Origin of the sequence: Accumulibacter sp., from assembly GCF_036625275.1 — a bacterium.
Taxonomy (GTDB): domain Bacteria; phylum Pseudomonadota; class Gammaproteobacteria; order Burkholderiales; family Rhodocyclaceae; genus Accumulibacter.
The window spans coordinates 1-19,028 of record NZ_JAZKUD010000079.1 but is presented as its reverse complement, the minus strand read 5'-3'; the positions used below and the strand labels follow the sequence as shown (position 1 = coordinate 19,028).

Below are 19,028 nucleotides of genomic sequence, written 5' to 3'. Positions count from 1 at the left end.
GGCGGGCTTCCGGTCCCTGCACGCGCAGCGGATCACGCGGCGCGATGGCGAGCACGCCGCGCGTCCGCATCGGCGCCTTGAGTGGCAGGTAAAGCAGTGGGCTGCCCGGCAAGGTGTCGGTGGACAGCCCTGCCGCCTCGCCGTGATCGAAGGCCCAGCGGGCGACGCCCTCGTCGACGATCGGTGGGCTGCCGCTGCGACCTTTGGCGTTGACCGTCTCCACCTGCAGGTGATCCCCCGCATCGGTCAGGAGCAAAGCGGCCTGGGCACCGAACTCGACCGACAGAAAGCGATCACAGGCCTCGGCGATCTGCATCGGTAGCAGAGCTGCCGACAGATCCCGTGCCATTTCGTAGAGCGCGCGGGCGCGCGCTTCGCGCACGGTCGCCACGTCGGCGTGCTGCTTGTAGCGCGCGGTGAGCTGGCCGGTGATAAGCGCCACGCTGAGCATAACGGCGAAGGTCATCAGATACTGAGCATCGCTGACGGCGAAGGAAAAACGCGGTGCCACGAAGAAGAAGTCGAAGGCGGCAACCGCCAGAAACGAGCTGGCGACCGCCGGGCCGCGGCCAAGACGCATGGCCACGATGAGCACCGCAAGCAGGAACAGCATCGCAATGTTAGTGAGTTCGATGACGCCGGCAAGCGGCGTTGCCAGCCCCGTGGCCACGGCGCAGATTGCCGCTGCCTTGAGATACGCCAGCCAGTTGCCGGGCGTTCGTGAAGCGGTCGACGGCGAAGCGGCTGCACGCGCGTCTTCGTTGCGCGCCACCTGAATCACGTCGAGGTCGGGCGCAGCTTGTCCAATCCGGTCGGCCATCGAACGGTACCAGGGTCGCCAGGGTCGCGGATGATCGCGTCCGACCAGCAGGCGCGATAGGTTCTGCTCGCGAGCATAATCGACAAGCGCAGTAACCGGGTCGTCAGCCGAGAGCGTCGCTGTTTCAGCACCGAGGGAAGCGGATAGTTCGAGCGCGCGGACGATGCGCTGCCGTTCCACCTCGGGCTCCGGTCCGGAGGTTTGCGTGTGCACATGGATGGTGTGCCAGGGGGCCTCCAGGCGCCCTGCCAGGCGCGCTCCGGTGCGCACCAGTCGCTCCGCCCCCGTGCCCGATCCGATGCACACCAGCAGTGCGTCGCGCGTTTGCCATACCGTGGCCACCGACGTTTCGCGGCGGTAGGCCAGCATTTCGTCGTCCACGCGGTCGGCCGTGCGGCGCAGTGCCAACTCGCGCAGGGCGATGAGGTTACCCTTGCGAAAAAAGTTGCGAATCGCCCGTTCAGCCTGTTGCGGCAGGTAGACCTTGCCCTCCTTCAAGCGCTGCAGCAGGTCGTCGGGCGGTAGATCGACCAGTACCACTTCGTCAGCCTCGTCAAAGATCCGGTCGGGTACCGTCTCCCATACACGAATGCCGGCAATCCCGCTGACCACGTCGTTGAGGGTCTCCAGATGCTGTACGTTGACCGTACTGTAGACGTCGATCCCTGCCACGAGCAAGTCATGGATGTCCTGCCAGCGCTTGGGATGACGCGAGCCGGCAACGTTGGAGTGAGCCAGTTCGTCCATCAGGATCAACGCCGGGCGCCGCGCCAGTGCAGCGTCGAGATCGAACTCCTTCAGCACACTGCCGCGATAGGGGATCTCACACAGGGGCAGCCGTTCGAGACCGGTGATCAGCGCCTCTGTTTCCTTGCGGCCGTGGGTCTCGACGACGCCGATGACGACATCGCTGCCAAGTTCCTTTTGCCGTCGCGCGGCACCGAGCATGGCGTAGGTCTTGCCGACGCCGGCAGAGGCGCCGAAGAAAATCTTCAGCTTGCCGCGGGCAGCTTTGGCTTCCTCTTCCTGAACACGCGCCAGGAGTTGATCGGGGTCAGGACGTCCATTGTTCATCATAGCCATCCCAGGCGCCGAAAGCGGAAGAAAAGAAATCCCATCGCGCCAAAGATCAGCGTCAGCGCCAGCGGATAGCCGTATACCCACTTCAATTCGGGCATTGATTCGAAGTTCATGCCCCAGATACCGGCAAAGGCAGTGGCGACGGCAAAGATCCCGGCCCATGCCGCAAGGCGCTTGGCGACATCGTTCTGCTCAATGGCCACTGACGAAAGGCTGACCTGGATGGCCGTGCCGATGGTGTCACGCAGGATGTCGAGGTGAGCATTGATGCGTGCCAGGTGGTCATAGACGTCGCGGAAATAGTGCCGGCTACTGGTGGAGACCGGCGGCGCGCGGCCGCTGGCAAGCTTGCTGACCGCTTCCATCAACGGCGCCACGGCGTGTTTGACGACCGTCACGCGACGTTTGAGGCCGTAGAGGCGTTCGATGTTGAAGCGTGCCGCCCCCCGGTCGAAGATCCGCTCCTCGATTCCTTCAAGATCCGATTCCATGCTATCGACGATCGGAAAGTAGCGGTCGACCACGGCATCCATCAAGGCGTAGAGGACGAAACCAGAGCCCTGTTTGAGAGCCTCTGGTTCGCGTTCGCAGCGCTCGCGCACACCCAGCAGATGCTGGTCAGTGCGGTTGCGGACCGACAGAATGAAGTTTCGGCCGACAAAAATATTCACCTCGCCGACGTCGATCCCGCCATGAGCCATCTCGAGCAGGTGGACGACCGCGAACAGGCTGTCGCCATACTCCTCGAGCTTCGGCCGCTGGTGACCGTGATTGGCGTCCTCGATGGCGAGCGGATGCAGGTCGAATTCCAAGCGCATCTTGTCGAGTTCGTCCGGTGTTGCATCGCGCAGGGCAACCCAGACGAAGCAATCGGGATCATTGAGGTAGTCACTGATTTCATCAATATCGATATCGGCAAGCTTTTTGCCTTCGCGGTAGGCAACGCAGTTGATCAGCATGGGCTGGACTCCATCCAAAGGATTCCTGCATTTTCCGCCGTTTTCAGGTCCATACGGTCATGTATCTCGGGTGAGGGAGAGCCCGTTCAGCGCTCTATCGCGTCAAGCGCGAGGTTGAGCCTGAGGACATGTACGCGTGGCTCGCCCAAGACGCCGAGGTCGAGGCCTTCGCTGTGCTGCGAGATGAGCTGACGCACGGCCTGCGGATCAAGCTGGCGGGAACGCGCGACTCGCTCCACCTGGTAGTCGGCTGCCGCCGGGCTGATGTGCGGGTCGAGGCCACTCGCCGAAGCGGTGACCAGGTCGATCGGTACCGGCCGCGGGTTGCCGGGGTCGGCGGCGCGCAGCGCGTCGATTCGGGCCTTGACGGCGGCGGCCAGTGCCGGGTTGAGTGGCCCGAGATTCGACCCGGACGACGCGGCCGCGTTATAGGGCTGTGGTGCGGTTGCCGATGGCCGGCCCCAGAAGTACTTCGGCTCGGTGAAGTTCTGGCCGATCAGTTCGGAGCCTATCGGTTTGCCTTCCCTTACGATCAGGCTGCCGCTGGCGGCAGCCGGGAAAGCCACTCGGGCGACGCCGGTGACGAGCAGCGGATAGAACACCCCGGTAACGATCGACAGCAGAACGAACAGCGAAATGGCGGGACGAAGCAGGTTCTTCATGACTATCTCCTCAGGCAAGACCGGCGGCGGCCAGCGCCATGTCGATCAGTTTGATGCCGATAAAGGGTGCGACGAGACCACCCAGCCCGTAGATGGTCAGGTTGCGACGCAGCAGGCTGGCGGCGCCGACGGCGTGATAGCGGATCCCCTTCAAGGCCAGTGGAATCAGCGCAATGATGATCAGGGCATTGAAGATGACCGCCGAGAGAATGGCCGAGGACGGACTGGCCAGACCCATCACGTTGAGCGCCGACAGCGCCGGGTAGGTACTGACGAAGGCGGCCGGAACGATCGCGAAGTACTTGGCCACGTCGTTGGCAACGCTGAAGGTAGTCAGCGCACCGCGGGTCATCAGCATCTGTTTGCCGGTCTCGACGACTTCGATCAGCTTGGTCGGATTCGAGTCGAGGTCGACCATGTTGCCGGCCTCCTTGGCCGCCTGCGTGCCGGTGTTCATCGCCACGGCCACATCCGCCTGCGCCAGTGCCGGGGCATCGTTGGTGCCGTCGCCGGTCATCGCTACCAGGCGGCCCTCGGCCTGGTACTGGCGGATCAGCGCCAGCTTGGCTTCCGGCGTGGCTTCGGCGAGAAAATCATCGACACCTGCCTCGGCGGCGATCGCCGCGGCCGTCAGACGGTTGTCACCGGTGATCATCACCGTCTTGATCCCCATCTGGCGCAGTTCGGCGAAGCGCTCCTTGATGCCACCCTTGACGACGTCCTTCAATTCGACAACGCCGAGCACGCGCTTGTCATCGGCAACGACCAGTGGCGTGCTGCCACGCCGCGCCGCTGCTTCGACCGCCGTCAGCACCGACGCTGGCATGGCGCCGCCGATCGCCTCGACATGCTGGCGGATAGCGTCGGTGGCTCCCTTGCGAATCTGCCGGCCATGTACATCGACGCCGCTCATCCGGGTCTGCGCCGAGAAATGCACGAACTGCGCCTCGAGGGCGTGCACATCGCGTTCGCGCAGATTGAAGCGCTGTTTGGCGAGAACGACGATGCTGCGGCCTTCCGGCGTTTCGTCGGCGAGCGACGCCAGTTGCGCGGCGTCGGCGAGTTCGCTCTCGCTGACCCCGTCGGCGGGCAGGAAGGCAGCCGCCTGGCGATTGCCCAGGGTGATCGTGCCGGTCTTGTCGAGCAGCAACACGTCGACGTCGCCGGCGGCTTCGACCGCGCGGCCCGAGGTGGCAATGACGTTGGCCTGCATCATGCGGCTCATGCCGGCGACGCCAACGGCCGAAAGCAGGCCGGCGATGGTCGTCGGAATCAGGCACACGAGCAGCGCGATGAGGACGGTAATGCTGACCGGCGAGCCGGAGCCGGCAACGCTCACGCTGAACTCTGAAAACGGCAGCAGGGTTGCGGTAACGCCGAGGAAGACGATGGTCAATGCCGCCAGTAGAATCGCCAGCGCAATCTCGTTTGGCGTCTTCTGCCGCTTCGCCGTTTCGACCATGGCGATCATCCGGTCGACGAAGGTTTCGCCGGGATTGACGGTGACGCGCACGACGAGCCAGTCGGAGAGCACGCGCGTGCCACCGGTGACCGCCGAGAAGTCGCCGCCTGATTCGCGGATCACCGGCGCCGATTCGCCGGTGATTGCCGACTCGTCGACCGAGGCGACGCCTTCGATCACCTCGCCGTCGGCGGGGACGGTTTCGCCGGCAGTGACCAGCACGACGTTGCCGACGCGCAGGTCGTCAGCCGGTACCGTGTGCCATTCGGCGTCCGGGCGCGGCGCGTGCAGCCGCTTCGCCCAGGTTTCCTTTTTCAGGCCGCGCAAGGAGGCCGCCTGCGCCTTGCTGCGCCCTTCGGCGAGCGCTTCGGCGAAGTTGGCGAAAAGCACGGTAAACCACAGCCAGATCGCGACGCCGAGGATGAACGCCGTCGACTCCTGGCGCGGACCGCTCAGCGCGGGGATTGCCGCCAGCGTTGTCAGGAGCGAGCCGATGAAGACGACGAACATCACCGGATTGCGCCACTGCACGCGCGGATCGAGCTTGCGGAACGAGTCGGCGATGGCCGGCTTGAGCAGCGCCGGGTCGAACAGGGAAAACGTCTTGCGTGTCATCGAATTCTCCAGCGAATCAGGGGGCCGACCACAGCACCAGGTGCTCGACCACCGGGCCGAGCGCCAGCGCCGGCACATAGTTGAGCAGACCGACCAGCAACACCACGCCGATCAGCAGCGTGACGAACAGCGGGCCGTGCGTCGGTAGCGTGCCAGCGGTCACGAAGATCCGCTTCTTGGCTGCCAGCGACCCGGCCATCGCCAGCACCGGGATGATCACGCCGAAACGGCCGAACCACATCGCGACCGCCAGCAGTCCATTGTAGAAAGGCGTGTTGGCCGAGAGTCCGGCAAAGGCGCTGCCGTTGTTGTTGGCTGCTGACGACAAGGCATAGAGAATTTCGGCAAAGCCATGCGCACCCGGGTTGGCAATGCCGGCGCGGCCGGCCTCGCTCATCACCGCGATCGCCGTGCCGACCAGCACCAGCAGCGGCGTGGCGAGAATGGCGATCGACGTCATCTTCATCTCGTGCGCCTCGATCTTCTTGCCCAGGTATTCGGGCGTACGCCCGATCATCAGGCCGGCGATGAATACCGCCAGCACGGCGAAGATCAGCATGCCGTAGAGGCCGGAACCGACACCGCCGAACACGACCTCGCCGAGTTGTATCAAGACCAGCGGCACGGCACCGCCGAGCGGCGTGAATGAATCGTGCATGGCATTGACCGCACCGCAGGAAGCGGCCGTGGTGATGGTCGCGAAGAGGGCCGAATCGGCAATGCCGAAGCGCGTCTCCTTGCCTTCCATGTTGCCGTCGGTCAAGGCTGTGGTAGTCACGCTCGTCGTGTCAGTGGCGCCGACCGTTGCCAGCAAGGGATTGCCTTGCTGCTCGAAACCGATTGCGGCGATGGCAAAGGTGACGAAGAGCAAAGCCATCGCGGCCAAAATCGTCCAACCCTGGCGTTCGTCACCGACGATGCAGCCGAAGGCGATGCATAGCGCGCCGGGAATCAGGAAGATCGACAGCATCTGCACAAAGTTCGTGAGCGGCGTCGGGTTCTCGAAGGGGTGGGCCGAGTTGGCGTTGAAGAAGCCGCCGCCGTTGGTGCCGAGGATCTTGATCGCCTCCTGCGAAGCGACCGGACCCATGGCCAGAGTCTGGATGGCTGTGGACGCCGGCTCCGTTACCGGGTTGCCGTTCTCGTCTTTCAGCGCTTGCCCGTCGGTGCCGAGTCTGGGTGTCTCGTAGTTCGTTGCTTGCAGCGTCGTCACGTCCTGGTAGGCGGCAAAGTTCTGGATCACGCCCTGGCTCGCCAGAAAGAGTGCGAAGATCAGAGACAGCGGCAGCAGAATCCAGGTCGTGGCGCGGAACAGGTCCGCCCACGCATTGCCGATGCCAGCCGCCGAGTGGCGCGCAAAGCCACGAATGAAGGCAGTCACGACGACAATGCCGGTGGCCGCGGAAAGAAAGTTCTGTACCGTCAGGCCCAGCATCTGGACCAGGTAGCCCATCGTCGACTCGCCGCCATAGCCCTGCCAGTTGGTGTTGGTGACGAAACTGACCGCCGTGTTGAAAGACGAATCGGCACTGACGTTGGCCATCTCCTGCGGGTTCAGGGGCAGCCAGACTTGCAGGCGCTGCAGGGCATAGACGGCGAGGAGACCGATCGCGTTGAACAACAGCACGGCCAACGCGTATTTCAGCCAGCCCATGTCTTCGTCGCGCTGGACACCGCACACTCTGAAGACTGCGTCTTCGAAGCCGCTGACAAGGGTCTGGCGACGTTCCATCATCATCACCCTGGAGATATAGATTCCCAGTGGTCTGACCAGGAGCAGCAGGATGGTCATGAAAAGACCAAGCAACAACCAGGCATGGTTGCTCATGAAAAATCCTCCGGAAAGAGCAGTGCTGCAATCAGGTAGATCAGCAGGCCGCCCGCAGCGATGCCGGCGAGAAGGGTCAGCAGGCTCATGCGCGCTCTCCCGTCAATCGCGCGCAACCCTTGGCGAATGCCGCGGCGAGCCCGAACAGGGTGGCCAGCGCGGCAAGATAGACGACGTCCATTACATTCCTCCTTATAGGGGTTTCGACCAACATGAATGCTAGGCTGCTGGGCATCAAGATGGTCGAAAAAGGAGTGTGGCCGCTGGTAAAGAAACCATAAAAATCCAGGGGCAGGGTGCGATCGTCAATGGGGCAGACTGGTCCCCCTCACGGCAATGTCGGCTTCGCTGGGCAGCGCTACCTCTACAAGCCCGAGCAAACGTCTGCCGTCAAGGGTCTGATCGAGCAGCTCTGGCGGCGAGGCGACTGGCAGGGCGTGGGCAGGGCTTTGACGACAACGCTCAGTCCTTACTCCGGACGATCCAGCTTGGTCGACAGCACGATGGTTGAAAAGGTGTCGACCACGCCCTTGATCGCGCGAATCTTGTCGATGATCGCATCGAGCTCCTGGGTCGATTCGGTCGTCAATATCGCGCACAAATCGTAGCGCCCACTGATCGAATAGAGCTTGACGATCTCATGCCGCCGGGTCAGTCCCTTGATGACGTCGAATTCGGTCTTGGAGTCGCTCGAGATCAACACCATCGCCCGAATGCTCGAATCTTTCTGCCGTTTCTTGACGCTCACGGTGTAACCCGAAATCACGCCGCTGTCCTCCAGCGCCTTCAGGCGCAGTTGCACGGTGCTTCTGGCACAACCCAGTGACTTGGCTAGCGTGACCACCGGCAGGCGGGCATTGACCTTGAGCAGTTCAATCAGCTGCTGATCGAGGTTGTCCAGGGTTCTTGCCATTCGTTTTCCTTCACATTGCCGCAGGATCAGTCAGTATGACTGATTTTTTTGCGATGTTTCAGGCAGGTTGCTTGTTTCTGCCGGCGCGACTCGTCCCTAAACTGCGCCTCTGTCGTCGCCTTGATCGAACTTCAATCGATCGCACCGGAGAGGAGAATCGCATGCTGCAGACAATCGAATTCAATATCCAGAACAAGCTGCTTACCCGGGAAGCGCTGGCTGCCTACGATCCGTCGGCAGAATCGTGGCAGAAGCAGTTCGCGCGCCGTTACACGCACCACTGTGAACTCAACGATGTCCTCAACAACGTCGAGAACGTCGATGAGACCGTCTATGGCAAGTTCGCCGTGTCGATCACGCCTTATGTGGCACAGCTGATGGATCGCGATGATCCGATGTGCCCGATCCGTCTGCAATACATGCCGACCTTTGCCGAGGAGACGAAGCCAGGCTTTGTCACCATGCTTGATCAACTCGGCGAAGAAGGCGATACCGTCCCCGGTACCAGTATCGTGCACCGCTACCCGCGCCGCGTGCTGTTCCTCGTTTCCAATGCCTGTGCCACGCTGTGCCGCTTCTGCACTCGCAAGCGCATGGTGTCGCAGCCCACCGGTTCCGTGCACAAGGACGAGATCGAACGGTCGATCGACTACATCGCTGCCAACACGCAGATTCAGGACGTGCTGCTCTCGGGCGGTGATCCGCTGACCTTCAGCGACGAGCGACTCGACTACATCCTCGGCGAAATCCGCCGTCGCGCGCCACACGTCCGCTTCCTGCGCATGGGCTCGCGGATGATCGTTCAATTGCCGACCCGGATCACGCCAGAACTCTGTGCCGTGCTCGAAAAGCACCGCTTGCAGATGGTCAATACGCACATCAACCACCCCAAGGAAATCACCCCGCTGCTGCGCGAGCGCGTCAAGCTGCTGCAGAAGGCCGGGATCATGATGGGTCTGCAAACAGTCTGCCTGAAAGGCGTCAACGACGACGTCGAAGTGATGCGCGAACTGTTCCTGCAGGCGATCGAAATGGGCATTCGTCCCTACTATGTCTATTCGACCGACATGGTTGAAGGTGCCCACCACTTCATCGTGCCGTACCAGCGCATGCTGGAACTATACGAAGGTCTCCGTGGCTGGATCAGCGGTCCGGCGGTTCCGACGTTCATCGTCGATGGTCTCGGAGGCCTCGGCAAGCTGCCGATCATCCCGAGCTACGTCAAGGAAGAAGAGCTGCCGGATGGATCGGGCACGACCGTGAGGTGTCGCAACTATGCCGGCAAGACGGTCGAGATGCCGGGTCTGGGCCGAAACTACGCGCTACCGACGCACAGCAACTGATCGCCGCCAGACACCGGTCGCGCCGCTCCTGTTCTTGAGGTCTGACGAGCTTTACTACCAGGTCTACTACCATGCAACACGGCTCCCCCTACGGCACGCATCGCGTGCTCGAACCGCTCGGCGTGCTCCCCCAGGGCGCGTGGAAGATCGACAATTCAATGGCGATCTACGACAACGAAATCCTGATTGACGTTACGGCCCTGAACATCGACGCTGCCAGTTTCAGCCAGATCAAGCAGGAAGCTGCCGGTGACCTCGCCAGGATCGCCAGCACTGTGCTTGGCATCGTTGAACGGCGTGGCAAACATCATAATCCGGTCACCGGATCGGGCGGCATGCTGATCGGGCGGATTGCCCAGATTGGTCCGGCACTGGCCGGCAAGGTGGACCTGCGCGTGGGCGACAGGATCGCCACGCTCGTTTCACTGTCGTTGACGCCGCTGCAAATCAAGACAATCGGGAAGGTCCATCTCGACAAGGACCAGATCGAGGTCGAAGCGCAGGCGATTCTTTTCGCAACCGGCCTTTACGCCAAGCTGCCTGACGACATTCCCGAGAAGGTCGCCCTGGCAGTTCTCGACGTGGCGGGGGCGCCGGCGCAAACCGCGCGCCTCGTTCGCCCCGGCGACACCGTGGTGGTTGTTGGCGGTGGTGGCAAGTCGGGTACGCTATGTGTGTACGAGGCGCGAAAGCGCGCCGGCCCGGCGGGCTGCGTGATCGGCGTGTCGCCATTTGCAACCGACTGTCAGCGCATGCGCGAGCTCGGCTGGGTTGACCACGCCGTGCAGGTTGATGCGACCGATGCCGTGGCGATGATGGAGGCGATCGCCAAGGTGACTGCTGGCCACATGGCCGATGTGGTGATCAACTGCGTCAATATCCGGAATACCGAAATGGGCAGCATTCTGGCCACCCGCGACCGTGGCAAGGTCTACTTCTTCTCGATGGCGACAAGTTTTACTGCTGCCGCACTCGGTGCCGAAGGTGTCGGCAAGGATGTGGACATGATCGTCGGCAACGGCTACGCCAGGGACCACGCAGTGTACGCACTGGCCCTGCTGCGCGAAAGCCCGAAGCTGCGCCAGCTATTCGAAGCGTGGTACGTCTAGGAGTCGCATGGGCCAACAAGCTTTTCAGTTGAACCGACAGGCGGCCATGAGCACCAGCGCCCTCTGGCACCAGGTCCGAGAACGTGGCCTGGCGACGCTGGCCGTCGTGGGAATGACCAAGAACACCGGCAAGACGGTGGCGTTGAACCATCTCCTGGCTTGCGCTGCCGAGGATGGCGTGGCGATTGGCGTGACCTCGATCGGGCGCGACGGGGAAAACCGCGATCAGGTCTTCTTCTTTCCGAAGCCACCGGTGCGGGTCTGGTCGGGTTCCATCATCGCCACCGCCCGCGACACCCTGCTACGTGCCAAAGTCCGCTGGAAACTCCTTGCCGCCACCGGACTGGATAGCCCGATGGGCGAAATCGTGATCGTCCGCGCGCTGGACCACGGCGAAATGGAGATTGCCGGCGCGTCGCGCAGTTCCGATCAGCAAAAGATCATCGCGCAATTGCGCCAGTGCGGTTGCGCACTGATCATCCTCGACGGGGCTCTCGGTCGCAGCCAGCACGCTTCCCCGGCCATCGCCGACGGAATCATTCTGGCCACCGGCGCCGCCATCGGCGGTGGCGTGCAGGATGTCATCCGCAAGACGCGTGAGCGACTGGCAACGCTGACCATTCCCCAGGCCGGGCCGGAAATTCTGGCGCGCTGCCAGGCCGTGTTTGAGTCAGGCGGCGTCGGTATCTGGGACTGCAGCGGCGGCCCCCTGTTCCTCGCCGACATCGCCACTCTCAGCGCCGGATCGACGCTACTCGCCTTTGCCGACCGCGAGCCCGGCACGATTGCGGTCAGCGGTGCTGTCGGTAAGGCTCTCTGGCTGACGGTGGACGCGCTCCTTGCGCAACACCCCGGTCTGACGCTGGTGGTTGCCGACGGCACGAAGCTGTTCATCGAACACGCCGATGTCCAGCGGTTCCGCCAACGAGGTGGCAAGTTGTTGGCCTGTCGCCGGATCCACATTGCCGGCATCACCTTGAATCCGTTCTCGCCGCATGGCCGCCATCTCGTTGCTCAAGACCTTCTCGGCGCCGCCCGTCTGGCCTTTCCAGAATACGAAGTCGGCGACGTGATTTTCGAACGAGTACTGACCGAAACAGGAGTCTGTTGATGACGCTTTTGCATCTGGATCAGGCACAAATCGACCGCGCCCGGGACTCGGCGCGGCGCATCGCCCGCAGTGTCTTCGAGAAAATGAAGCCGTTTACCACGACCACGGTCGAGCGCGCTACGCTGCGTCTGCTCGGCATCGATGGCGTGGATGAAAACATGGTGCCTCTTCCGAACCGTCTGGTCAGCCATCTGCAGGAGCAGGGCCTGCTGCAGCACGGTGCCGCGCCCATCGTGGTCGGTGCCATGATAGAACGTGGTTGTACGGCGCAGCAGGTCGCCGAAGCCGTGGCCGCCGGCAAACTGACGATGCGGCGGCACAAGGGGGAAGAGGCGATCCGCGCAGCCACTGAAGCTGAAGCCCGCAAGATGTGCGAGCATATCGCCCGGCAGCGCGCCCGTCGCGACAGCGAAATCAAGTCGGTTGGCGAAAGCCGCACGCCGTGGCTCTACCTGATCGTCGCCACTGGCAACATCCACGAAGACGTCATCCAAGCTCGCGCAGCTGCTGAGCAGGGTGCCGACATCATCGCGGTGATCCGTTCGACTGGCCAGAGCCTGCTCGACTACGTGCCATACGGCGCGACCACCGAAGGTTTCGGCGGCACCTACGCTACCCAGGAAAACTTCCGCCTGATGCGCGCGGCGCTTGACGAAACGGGTGCCAGGGTCGGTCGCTACATTCGCCTGACAAACTACTGCTCGGGTTTGTGCATGCCGGAAATCGCGGCCATGGGCGCGATGGAACGGCTCGACATGATGCTCAACGATTCGATGTACGGCATCATTTTTCGCGACATCAACATGCAGCGGACTTTCATTGACCAATTCTTTTCGCGGATGGTCAATGCCTACGCCGGGATCATTATCAACACCGGCGAAGACAACTACTTGACGACGGCAGATGCCTGTGAAGCAGCGCACACCGTCCTGGCTTCGCAACTGATCAACGAGCAGTTCGCCTATCTGTCCGGCCTCAAGCCGGAGCAGATGGGGCTGGGGCACGCCTTCGAGATCAATCCGGAGATGGAGAACGGCTTCCTCTGGGAGATTGCCCACGCGCAACTGGTCCGCCAGGTCTTTCCCGACGCGGCGCTCAAATACATGCCGCCGACCAAGCACATGACCGGCAACATTTTTCGGGGCCACCTCCAGGATGCGCTGTTCAACGTTGTCAGCACGCTGACGCAGCAGGACATCCACCTGCTTGGCATGATGACCGAGGCCATCCACACGCCGTTCATCCAGGACCGTTTCCTCGCCGTGCAGAACGCGAAGTACGTCTTCAATACCATGCGCGATCTGCACGCCGAAGTCGAATTCAGGCGCGGCGGTCAGATCGAGCGGCGCGCACAGAGCGTGCTCGGCGAGACCGAGCAGATTCTCGCCGACATCGAAAGGATGGGTCTGCCGCAAGCGATCAGCAAAGGCATGTTTGCCGAAATCTCGCGCAAGCCGGACGGTGGCAAAGGTCTCGACGGCGTCATTGCCAAGTCCGGCGACTACTTCAACCCGTTTCCGAACCTGATGCTTGAAGGAGGGCTCTGAGATGGCCGAAAATCTGGTCAAGCCCTATGGCGATACCCTCAACGACGGCCGCGTCCAGCTCTCCTTCACCCTGCCGGTCGCCCTCGATGACGCCGCCAGGGAAGGCGCCAGGCAACTGGCGATGATGATGGGCCTGGCAGAACCCGCGGTCGTGCACGCCGAAGACATGGGTCAGGACTTCAGCTTCTTCATCGTCTATGGTCAGTGCCAGCACCAGGTCGACCTGTCAAGCATCAAGGTCTCCCGGCCGGAGTTCGAGACCCTCGACAAGGAGGGCATCAACTGGCTGATCGCCGAGAAAATGCGCCGCAGGATGGTCGTCATCGGCGCCTGCATCGAGACCGACGCTCACACCGTCGGCATCGACGCGATCATGAACATGAAGGGTTATAACGGCCACAAGGGCCTGGAGAGCTATCACGAAATGCGCGCCATCAACCTCGGCGCGCAAGTCGATTCGGAGGAGCTGGTCAGCAGGGCCATTGAAGAAAAGGCCGACGTCATCCTGGTATCGCAAGTCGTGACGCAGAAGAACATCCACCTCGACAACCTGACCAGGCTTGCCGATCTGCTCGAAGCCGAAGGTTTGCGTGACGGGGTCATCCTGATCGTCGGCGGTCCGCGCATCAGTCACGAGCTCGCCAAGGAACTAGGTTACGACGCCGGCTTTGGTAGCAGAACCTACGCCGAGGATGTGGCGTCGTTCGCCATCCATGAATGGATCAAGAGAAACTCAGCCTGAGGAAATCACCATGCAAGAACTGACCAGCCTGATACGTTTGCGCATCAGCGCGCACGACGCCCACTACGCCGGCGGACTCGTCGACGGGGCAAAAATGCTGCATCTGTTTGGCGATGTCGCCACCGAGCTACTGATCCGCAGCGACGGCGACGAGGGCTTGTTCGTCGCTTACGACAGTATCGAGTTTCTCGCCCCCGTACATGCCGGTGATTTCATCGAAGCCACAGGTCGCATCGTGTCGATCGGTCATACCTCGCGCAAGATGGCCTTTGAAGCACGCAAGATCATCGCAGCTGCCGGCATCGCCGGTCAGCCGTCGGCCGCCGACGTCCTGGCCGAGCCCGTCATCGTTTGTAGAGCCTCCGGCACCTGCGTGGTTCCGGCCGACTGCCAGCGTATTCGACGCTGATCAAGGCGCTACAATGGAAAAACTGATCATTACCGCCGCCCTGACCGGCGCCGAAGTGACCAGGGAACAGCAGCCGGCCTTGCCAGTCATGCCGGACGAGATTGCCGCTGCCGCCGAAGCCTGTGTCAGGGCAGGTGCGTCCATCGTTCACCTGCACGCACGTCGTCCGGATGGCACGCCGACCCAGGACAAGGCGGTCTATCGGGAGATCATCGCGGCCATTCGTGCCCGTTGCGACGTGATCATTCAGGTGTCGACCGGCGGCGCAGTTGGCATGACACCCGCAGAGCGACTTGCGCCGGTGACACTGGCTCCTGAAATGGCTACCCTGTCGATGGGCTCAGTCAATTTTGGCGGCGATGTGTTCCTCAACCATCCGGCAGACATGGCCGTGTTCGCGCGCACGATGAAGGAAAACGACGTCAAACCGGAACTGGAGATTTTCGATTCCGGCATGCTCGCGACAGCAGAGCGCTGGATCAGGAAAGGACTGCTTGATTCACCGGTGCATGTCGACCTCGTGCTCGGCGTTCCCGGTGCGATGGCCGCGACGCCCGAGTCGCTGATGTTCCTCCGCTCGCAACTGCCGGACGGTGCGACGTGGACAGTGGCCGGCATCGGGCCGGCCCAGCTGCCGCTCGGGGTGATGGCGATTCTTCTCGGAGGCCATGTCCGTGTCGGCTTCGAGGACAACGTCTTCTTCCGCAAGGGTGAACTGGCGGCCAGCAATGCCCAGCTGGTCGCCCGCATTGCCCGGATTAGCCGCGAAGTGGAGCGTCTCGTGGCGACGCCGGACGAAGCCCGCGCCATACTAGGACTTGCGCGCCCGCCCAACCATTAGGCGGCCTTAGTCGCTTCAGCGACCCTAGCCAGCGCAGAGACAAGGCGTCTGGGACGGTCTGTTTCAGCTTCCAGGCACGACTCCTCCCCGGCCGGCAGGCATTTCGCATTTTTCGCGTTTCGTCGAAATAGTCGAAATCCTCATCGCGGCACTGTTGCAGCACAGCACCTTGCGCAAAGAAAACCGTTGATTAAGGCTGGCTTTTTTGCCACCATTGGCCTGTCTCAATCTTGGAGGAGTTATAAAAAGTGAAAAAAGTTCTGCTGTTGTCGGCGCTTCTGGCGCTATCGTCTTTCGGCCTATCAGCCAAAGAATGGACCGAAATCCGCATGGCATCCGAAGGCGCCTACCCCCCGTTCAATGAAACAGGTTCCGATGGCGCGTTGAAAGGCTTCGACATCGATATCGGCAACGCCTTGTGCACGGAGATGAAAGCGAAATGTACCTGGGTGAAACAGGAATGGGACGGCATGATCCCCGCCTTGATCGCGCGGAAGTTCGACGCCATCGTCGCCTCGATGTCGATCACCGAGGAGCGAAAGGCCAAGGTTGACTTCACCAACAAGTACTATGCCTCGCCGGTTGTTCTGATTGCCAAAACCGGGTCGCCGCTGAGACCCGAGCTGGCGAGCCTGAAAGGCAGGAAGGTCGCGGTTCAGCGCGGCACCGTTTCCGACAATTTCGCCACCAAGTACTGGGCTGGCAAGGGGGTCGAAATCGTCCGCTATGCCAAGCAGGACGAGGCCTACCTGGATCTCAAGTCGGGCCGCGTCGATGCGACCTTCGCAGACTACTGGGAAGCCTACGGCGGCTTCCTGACCAAGCCGGAAGGTTCTGGCTACAGCATTGCCGGTGACCAGTACTTCGGCAAGAACGCCGAAGAGCGCGCCGTCATCGGTGAAGGCATCGGCATCGCTGTCCGCAAGAAGGACCAGGACCTCAAGGCGCAACTGAACAAGGCACTCGCCGCGTTACGCTCCAGTGGCAAGTACGATGAGATCCGCAAGAAGTACTTCCCGATGGACATCTACGGCAACTGATGTCCCCCATCGAAACGCCGGCCGCTGACGCGGCCGGCGTTTCCTGTATTTCCGCCGCAGCTGTAGCAGACGCACAATCCGAGGGGGAGCTCGCCGATGGATGCGCTGATCGAATACTCACCCAGCTTGCTGGCCGGCGCCTGGGTTACTCTCAAGGTTGCCATTCTGTCGCTGATGCTTGCTGTCTGCACGGGCCTGTTGGGCGCCGCCTGCAAGCTATCGAGGCTGGCGCCGTTACGCTGGTGGACCGCGCTCTACACCACGGTCGTACGCGGTGTTCCCGATCTGGTGATGATGCTCCTGGTTTTTTACGGTGGCCAGGTCTTGATCAATCAAGTCAGCGACTATCTCGAATGGGAGATGATTGAACTCAACGCCTTTGCCGCCGGCGTTTTGACCATCGGGTTCATTTTTGGCGCCTATTTCACTGAAACCTTTCGCGGCGCCTTCCAGGCCGTCCCGGCGGGTCAGATGGAGGCCGGCCGGGCCTACGGGATGAGTGGCTGGCAGACCTTCTGGCGTGTCCTTTTTCCGCAGATGCTGCGTTACGCGCTCCCGGGCATGGGCAACAACTGGCTGGTCCTGCTGAAGAGTACCGCCATCGTATCGATGATCGGCCTCTCGGACATGACCTGGCTGGCTGACCAGGCGGGGCGCTCAACCCACCAGCCATTCACGTTCTATCTTGCGGTCTGCGTCCTCTACCTCGCGATGACCAGCGTGTCGAATGCTGTGCTGCAACGGCTGGAACGGCGCTACAACGTCGGCGTCAGAGAAGCGAACGTCTAGGAGCGACTCATGGAATGGTTTGATCTGACAGTCGTGACCGGCAGTTTGCCCGAATTCTGGCGCGGGCTCTGGATGACGCTCCATCTGACCGGCATCGCACTGATCGTCGGTTTCGCCTTTGCGGTTCCGCTGTCGATCGCTCGCGTGTCGAAGAACCCCTGGGTGAGTGCTCCGGTGCGCGCCTACACCTACTTTTTCCGCGGCACGCCAATGCTCGTCCAGTTGCTGCTGGTCTACTACGGCATCGGTCAAAGCGAATGGATGCAACAAATGTGGGAGACTGGCAATCCATTCTGGCTGCTCTTCCGCGATGCCTATTTCTGTGCCCTGTTGGCGTTCAGCCTCAACACCTGCGCCTACCAGCTCGAAATGTTTGCCGGGGCGATCCGCAATACGCCGAATGGCGAAGTCGAAGCCGCCAAGGCAATGGGCATGACGCGCAGCACCGCGCTGCGCAGGATCATTCTGCCGTCGGCCTTGCGCCGGGCGCTGCCGCCCTTCAGTAACGAAGTGATTCTGATGCTGCAAGGCTCGGCGATTGCCAGCGCAGTGACCCTGGTTGACCTGACCGGGGCCGCACGGAACGTCTACTCGCGCCATTACGCGCCGTTCGAAGCCTTTATTTTTGCCGGGCTGCTCTACCTTGTTGTGACCTTTGTTCTGGTTGGCCTGTTCCGCATCGCTGAAAACCGCTGGCTGGCCCACCTGCAACCGCGCCGCAGTGCCAGCAGCGCGAAGAAAGACTGATCGGAAAGACTGCCATGACCAACACGGCGAGTAAAGAACTCCTGCGCATCGAAAACCTGTACAAGCAGTACGGCGACAACGAAGTACTCAAGGGTGTGTCGCTCAAGGCGAACTCGGGTGACGTCATCAGCATCATCGGATCCTCAGGTTCCGGCAAGAGCACCTGGTTGCGCTGCATCAACTTCCTCGAGCAGCCGACTTCCGGCAAGATCATTGTCGCCGGCGAGGAGGTCAAACTGCTGCCCGGCACCAGGGATGCCCTCAAGGTTGCCGACCAGAAGCAACTGCAGAAGATCCGTACCCGTCTGTCGATGGTTTTCCAGCACTTCAATCTGTGGGGCCACATGACGGTGCTGGAGAACGTCATCGAGGCGCCGATCCACGTGCTTGGCCTCTCGAAAAAGGAGGCGATGGCACGTGCCGAGCGCTATCTCGAACGTGTTGGCGTCTGGAGATTCCGCGATACCTATCCGGCGCACCTGTCAGGCGGCCAACAACAGCGGGTGGCGATTGCGCGCGCACTGGCGATGGAACCGGAGGCGCTATTGTTTGACGAGCCGACCTCGGCACTTGATCCGGAACTGGTTGGCGAAGTCCTCAAGGTGATGCGGTCGATCGCCGAAGAGGGTCGCACCATGCTGGTCGTGACCCACGAAATGGGCTTTGCGCGTGAAGTCTCCAACCACGTCATCTTTGTCCATCAGGGGCGGGTGGAGGAGGAGGGCAACCCCAGGGAAGTGTTGACCAAACCTGCCAGCGAACGTCTGCAGCAGTTCCTGTCAGGCAACCTCAAGTGACGGGAATGGCTGGCGCGGGGCTTCCGCGACCAGGCGACGGGCTTACGGGTCACACCAACCGCTGATCGAGAGCGGTGGATACACGCGGGTGGCACCCCTTTTTCCCGCAAGTCGGCTGAGGACCATCGTCGGTACAGCAAGGCCGCGCGAGCGGGAAAACCATTACCCCCGATACGTCTGCAAATGAATACTCGTCTCGGTGCTCTGAATCCCT

18 protein-coding genes are annotated in these 19,028 nt (G+C 61.9%); 11 read left to right on the top strand and 7 right to left on the bottom strand.

The window, feature by feature from the left end:
- The 7 genes from V5B39_RS17890 to V5B39_RS17860 all read right to left on the bottom strand — a co-directional run.
- Positions 1 to 1,894: DUF4118 domain-containing protein (locus V5B39_RS17890; protein ID WP_332344226.1), on the bottom strand; the 1,894-nt coding region annotated here is incomplete at its 3' end.
- Complete coding sequence (gene corA, locus V5B39_RS17885) at positions 1,894 to 2,859, bottom strand: magnesium/cobalt transporter CorA (protein WP_332344225.1); 966 nt, start codon at positions 2,857 to 2,859, stop codon at positions 1,894 to 1,896. The genes corA and V5B39_RS17890, both read right to left, overlap by 1 nt.
- A gap of 86 nt (positions 2,860 to 2,945) precedes the next feature.
- Entirely contained in the window at positions 2,946 to 3,521 is a 576-nt protein-coding gene (gene kdpC / locus V5B39_RS17880) for a potassium-transporting ATPase subunit KdpC (RefSeq protein ID WP_332344224.1), read from the bottom strand.
- Between the two features lie 10 nt (positions 3,522 to 3,531).
- Positions 3,532 to 5,598, bottom strand: coding sequence for a potassium-transporting ATPase subunit KdpB (gene kdpB / locus V5B39_RS17875; protein WP_332344223.1), 2,067 nt, complete (start codon positions 5,596 to 5,598; stop codon positions 3,532 to 3,534).
- A 16-nt stretch (positions 5,599 to 5,614) separates the two neighbouring features.
- On the bottom strand, positions 5,615 to 7,426 hold the full coding sequence (gene kdpA, locus V5B39_RS17870; RefSeq protein ID WP_332344222.1) for a potassium-transporting ATPase subunit KdpA: 1,812 nt from the start codon (positions 7,424 to 7,426) through the stop codon (positions 5,615 to 5,617).
- A complete protein-coding gene (locus V5B39_RS17865) occupies positions 7,423 to 7,515 on the bottom strand; it encodes a potassium-transporting ATPase subunit F (protein ID WP_332344221.1) in 93 nt (30 codons plus the stop codon). The genes kdpA and V5B39_RS17865 overlap by 4 nt, the downstream gene beginning before the upstream one ends.
- 380 nt (positions 7,516 to 7,895) lie before the next feature.
- On the bottom strand, positions 7,896 to 8,339 hold the full coding sequence (locus V5B39_RS17860) for an Lrp/AsnC family transcriptional regulator (RefSeq protein WP_332344220.1): 444 nt from the start codon (positions 8,337 to 8,339) through the stop codon (positions 7,896 to 7,898).
- Between the two features lie 161 nt (positions 8,340 to 8,500).
- On the opposite strand from V5B39_RS17860, the gene V5B39_RS17855 reads away from it, so the two are divergent.
- The 11 genes from V5B39_RS17855 to V5B39_RS17805 all read left to right on the top strand — a co-directional run bounded on the left by V5B39_RS17855 (position 8,501) and on the right by V5B39_RS17805 (position 18,814).
- On the top strand, positions 8,501 to 9,682 hold the full coding sequence (locus V5B39_RS17855) for a KamA family radical SAM protein (protein ID WP_332344219.1): 1,182 nt from the start codon (positions 8,501 to 8,503) through the stop codon (positions 9,680 to 9,682).
- Positions 9,683 to 9,753: 71 nt separating this feature from the next.
- Entirely contained in the window at positions 9,754 to 10,791 is a 1,038-nt protein-coding gene (locus V5B39_RS17850; protein WP_332344218.1) for an L-erythro-3,5-diaminohexanoate dehydrogenase, read from the top strand.
- A gap of 7 nt (positions 10,792 to 10,798) precedes the next feature.
- Positions 10,799 to 11,902 (top strand): hypothetical protein, encoded by a 1,104-nt coding sequence (locus V5B39_RS17845; RefSeq protein ID WP_332344217.1) that lies wholly within the window; start codon positions 10,799 to 10,801, stop codon positions 11,900 to 11,902.
- Entirely contained in the window at positions 11,902 to 13,449 is a 1,548-nt protein-coding gene (locus tag V5B39_RS17840; RefSeq protein ID WP_332344216.1) for a lysine 5,6-aminomutase subunit alpha, read from the top strand. The genes V5B39_RS17845 and V5B39_RS17840 overlap by 1 nt, the downstream gene beginning before the upstream one ends.
- A gap of 1 nt (position 13,450) precedes the next feature.
- Positions 13,451 to 14,191, top strand: a complete 741-nt coding sequence (locus V5B39_RS17835; RefSeq protein WP_332344215.1) for an OAM dimerization domain-containing protein — start codon at positions 13,451 to 13,453, stop codon at positions 14,189 to 14,191.
- Positions 14,192 to 14,201: 10 nt separating this feature from the next.
- A complete protein-coding gene (locus V5B39_RS17830) occupies positions 14,202 to 14,600 on the top strand; it encodes a hotdog domain-containing protein (protein WP_332344214.1) in 399 nt (132 codons plus the stop codon).
- Positions 14,601 to 14,613: 13 nt separating this feature from the next.
- Positions 14,614 to 15,441: a 3-keto-5-aminohexanoate cleavage protein gene (locus V5B39_RS17825; RefSeq protein WP_332344213.1), complete on the top strand. Its 828-nt coding sequence runs from the start codon at positions 14,614 to 14,616 to the stop codon at positions 15,439 to 15,441.
- Between the two features lie 248 nt (positions 15,442 to 15,689).
- Positions 15,690 to 16,481, top strand: a complete 792-nt coding sequence (locus V5B39_RS17820; protein WP_332344212.1) for an ABC transporter substrate-binding protein — start codon at positions 15,690 to 15,692, stop codon at positions 16,479 to 16,481.
- Positions 16,482 to 16,577: 96 nt separating this feature from the next.
- Entirely contained in the window at positions 16,578 to 17,270 is a 693-nt protein-coding gene (locus tag V5B39_RS17815) for an ABC transporter permease (RefSeq protein WP_332344211.1), read from the top strand.
- Between the two features lie 9 nt (positions 17,271 to 17,279).
- The gene (locus V5B39_RS17810) at positions 17,280 to 18,017 is read left to right on the top strand and encodes an ABC transporter permease (protein ID WP_332344210.1); all 738 of its coding nucleotides are present in this window, start codon (positions 17,280 to 17,282) and stop codon (positions 18,015 to 18,017) included.
- Positions 18,018 to 18,031: 14 nt separating this feature from the next.
- Positions 18,032 to 18,814, top strand: coding sequence for an ABC transporter ATP-binding protein (locus tag V5B39_RS17805; RefSeq protein ID WP_332344209.1), 783 nt, complete (start codon positions 18,032 to 18,034; stop codon positions 18,812 to 18,814).
- The last annotated feature ends 214 nt before the right edge of the window (positions 18,815 to 19,028 follow it).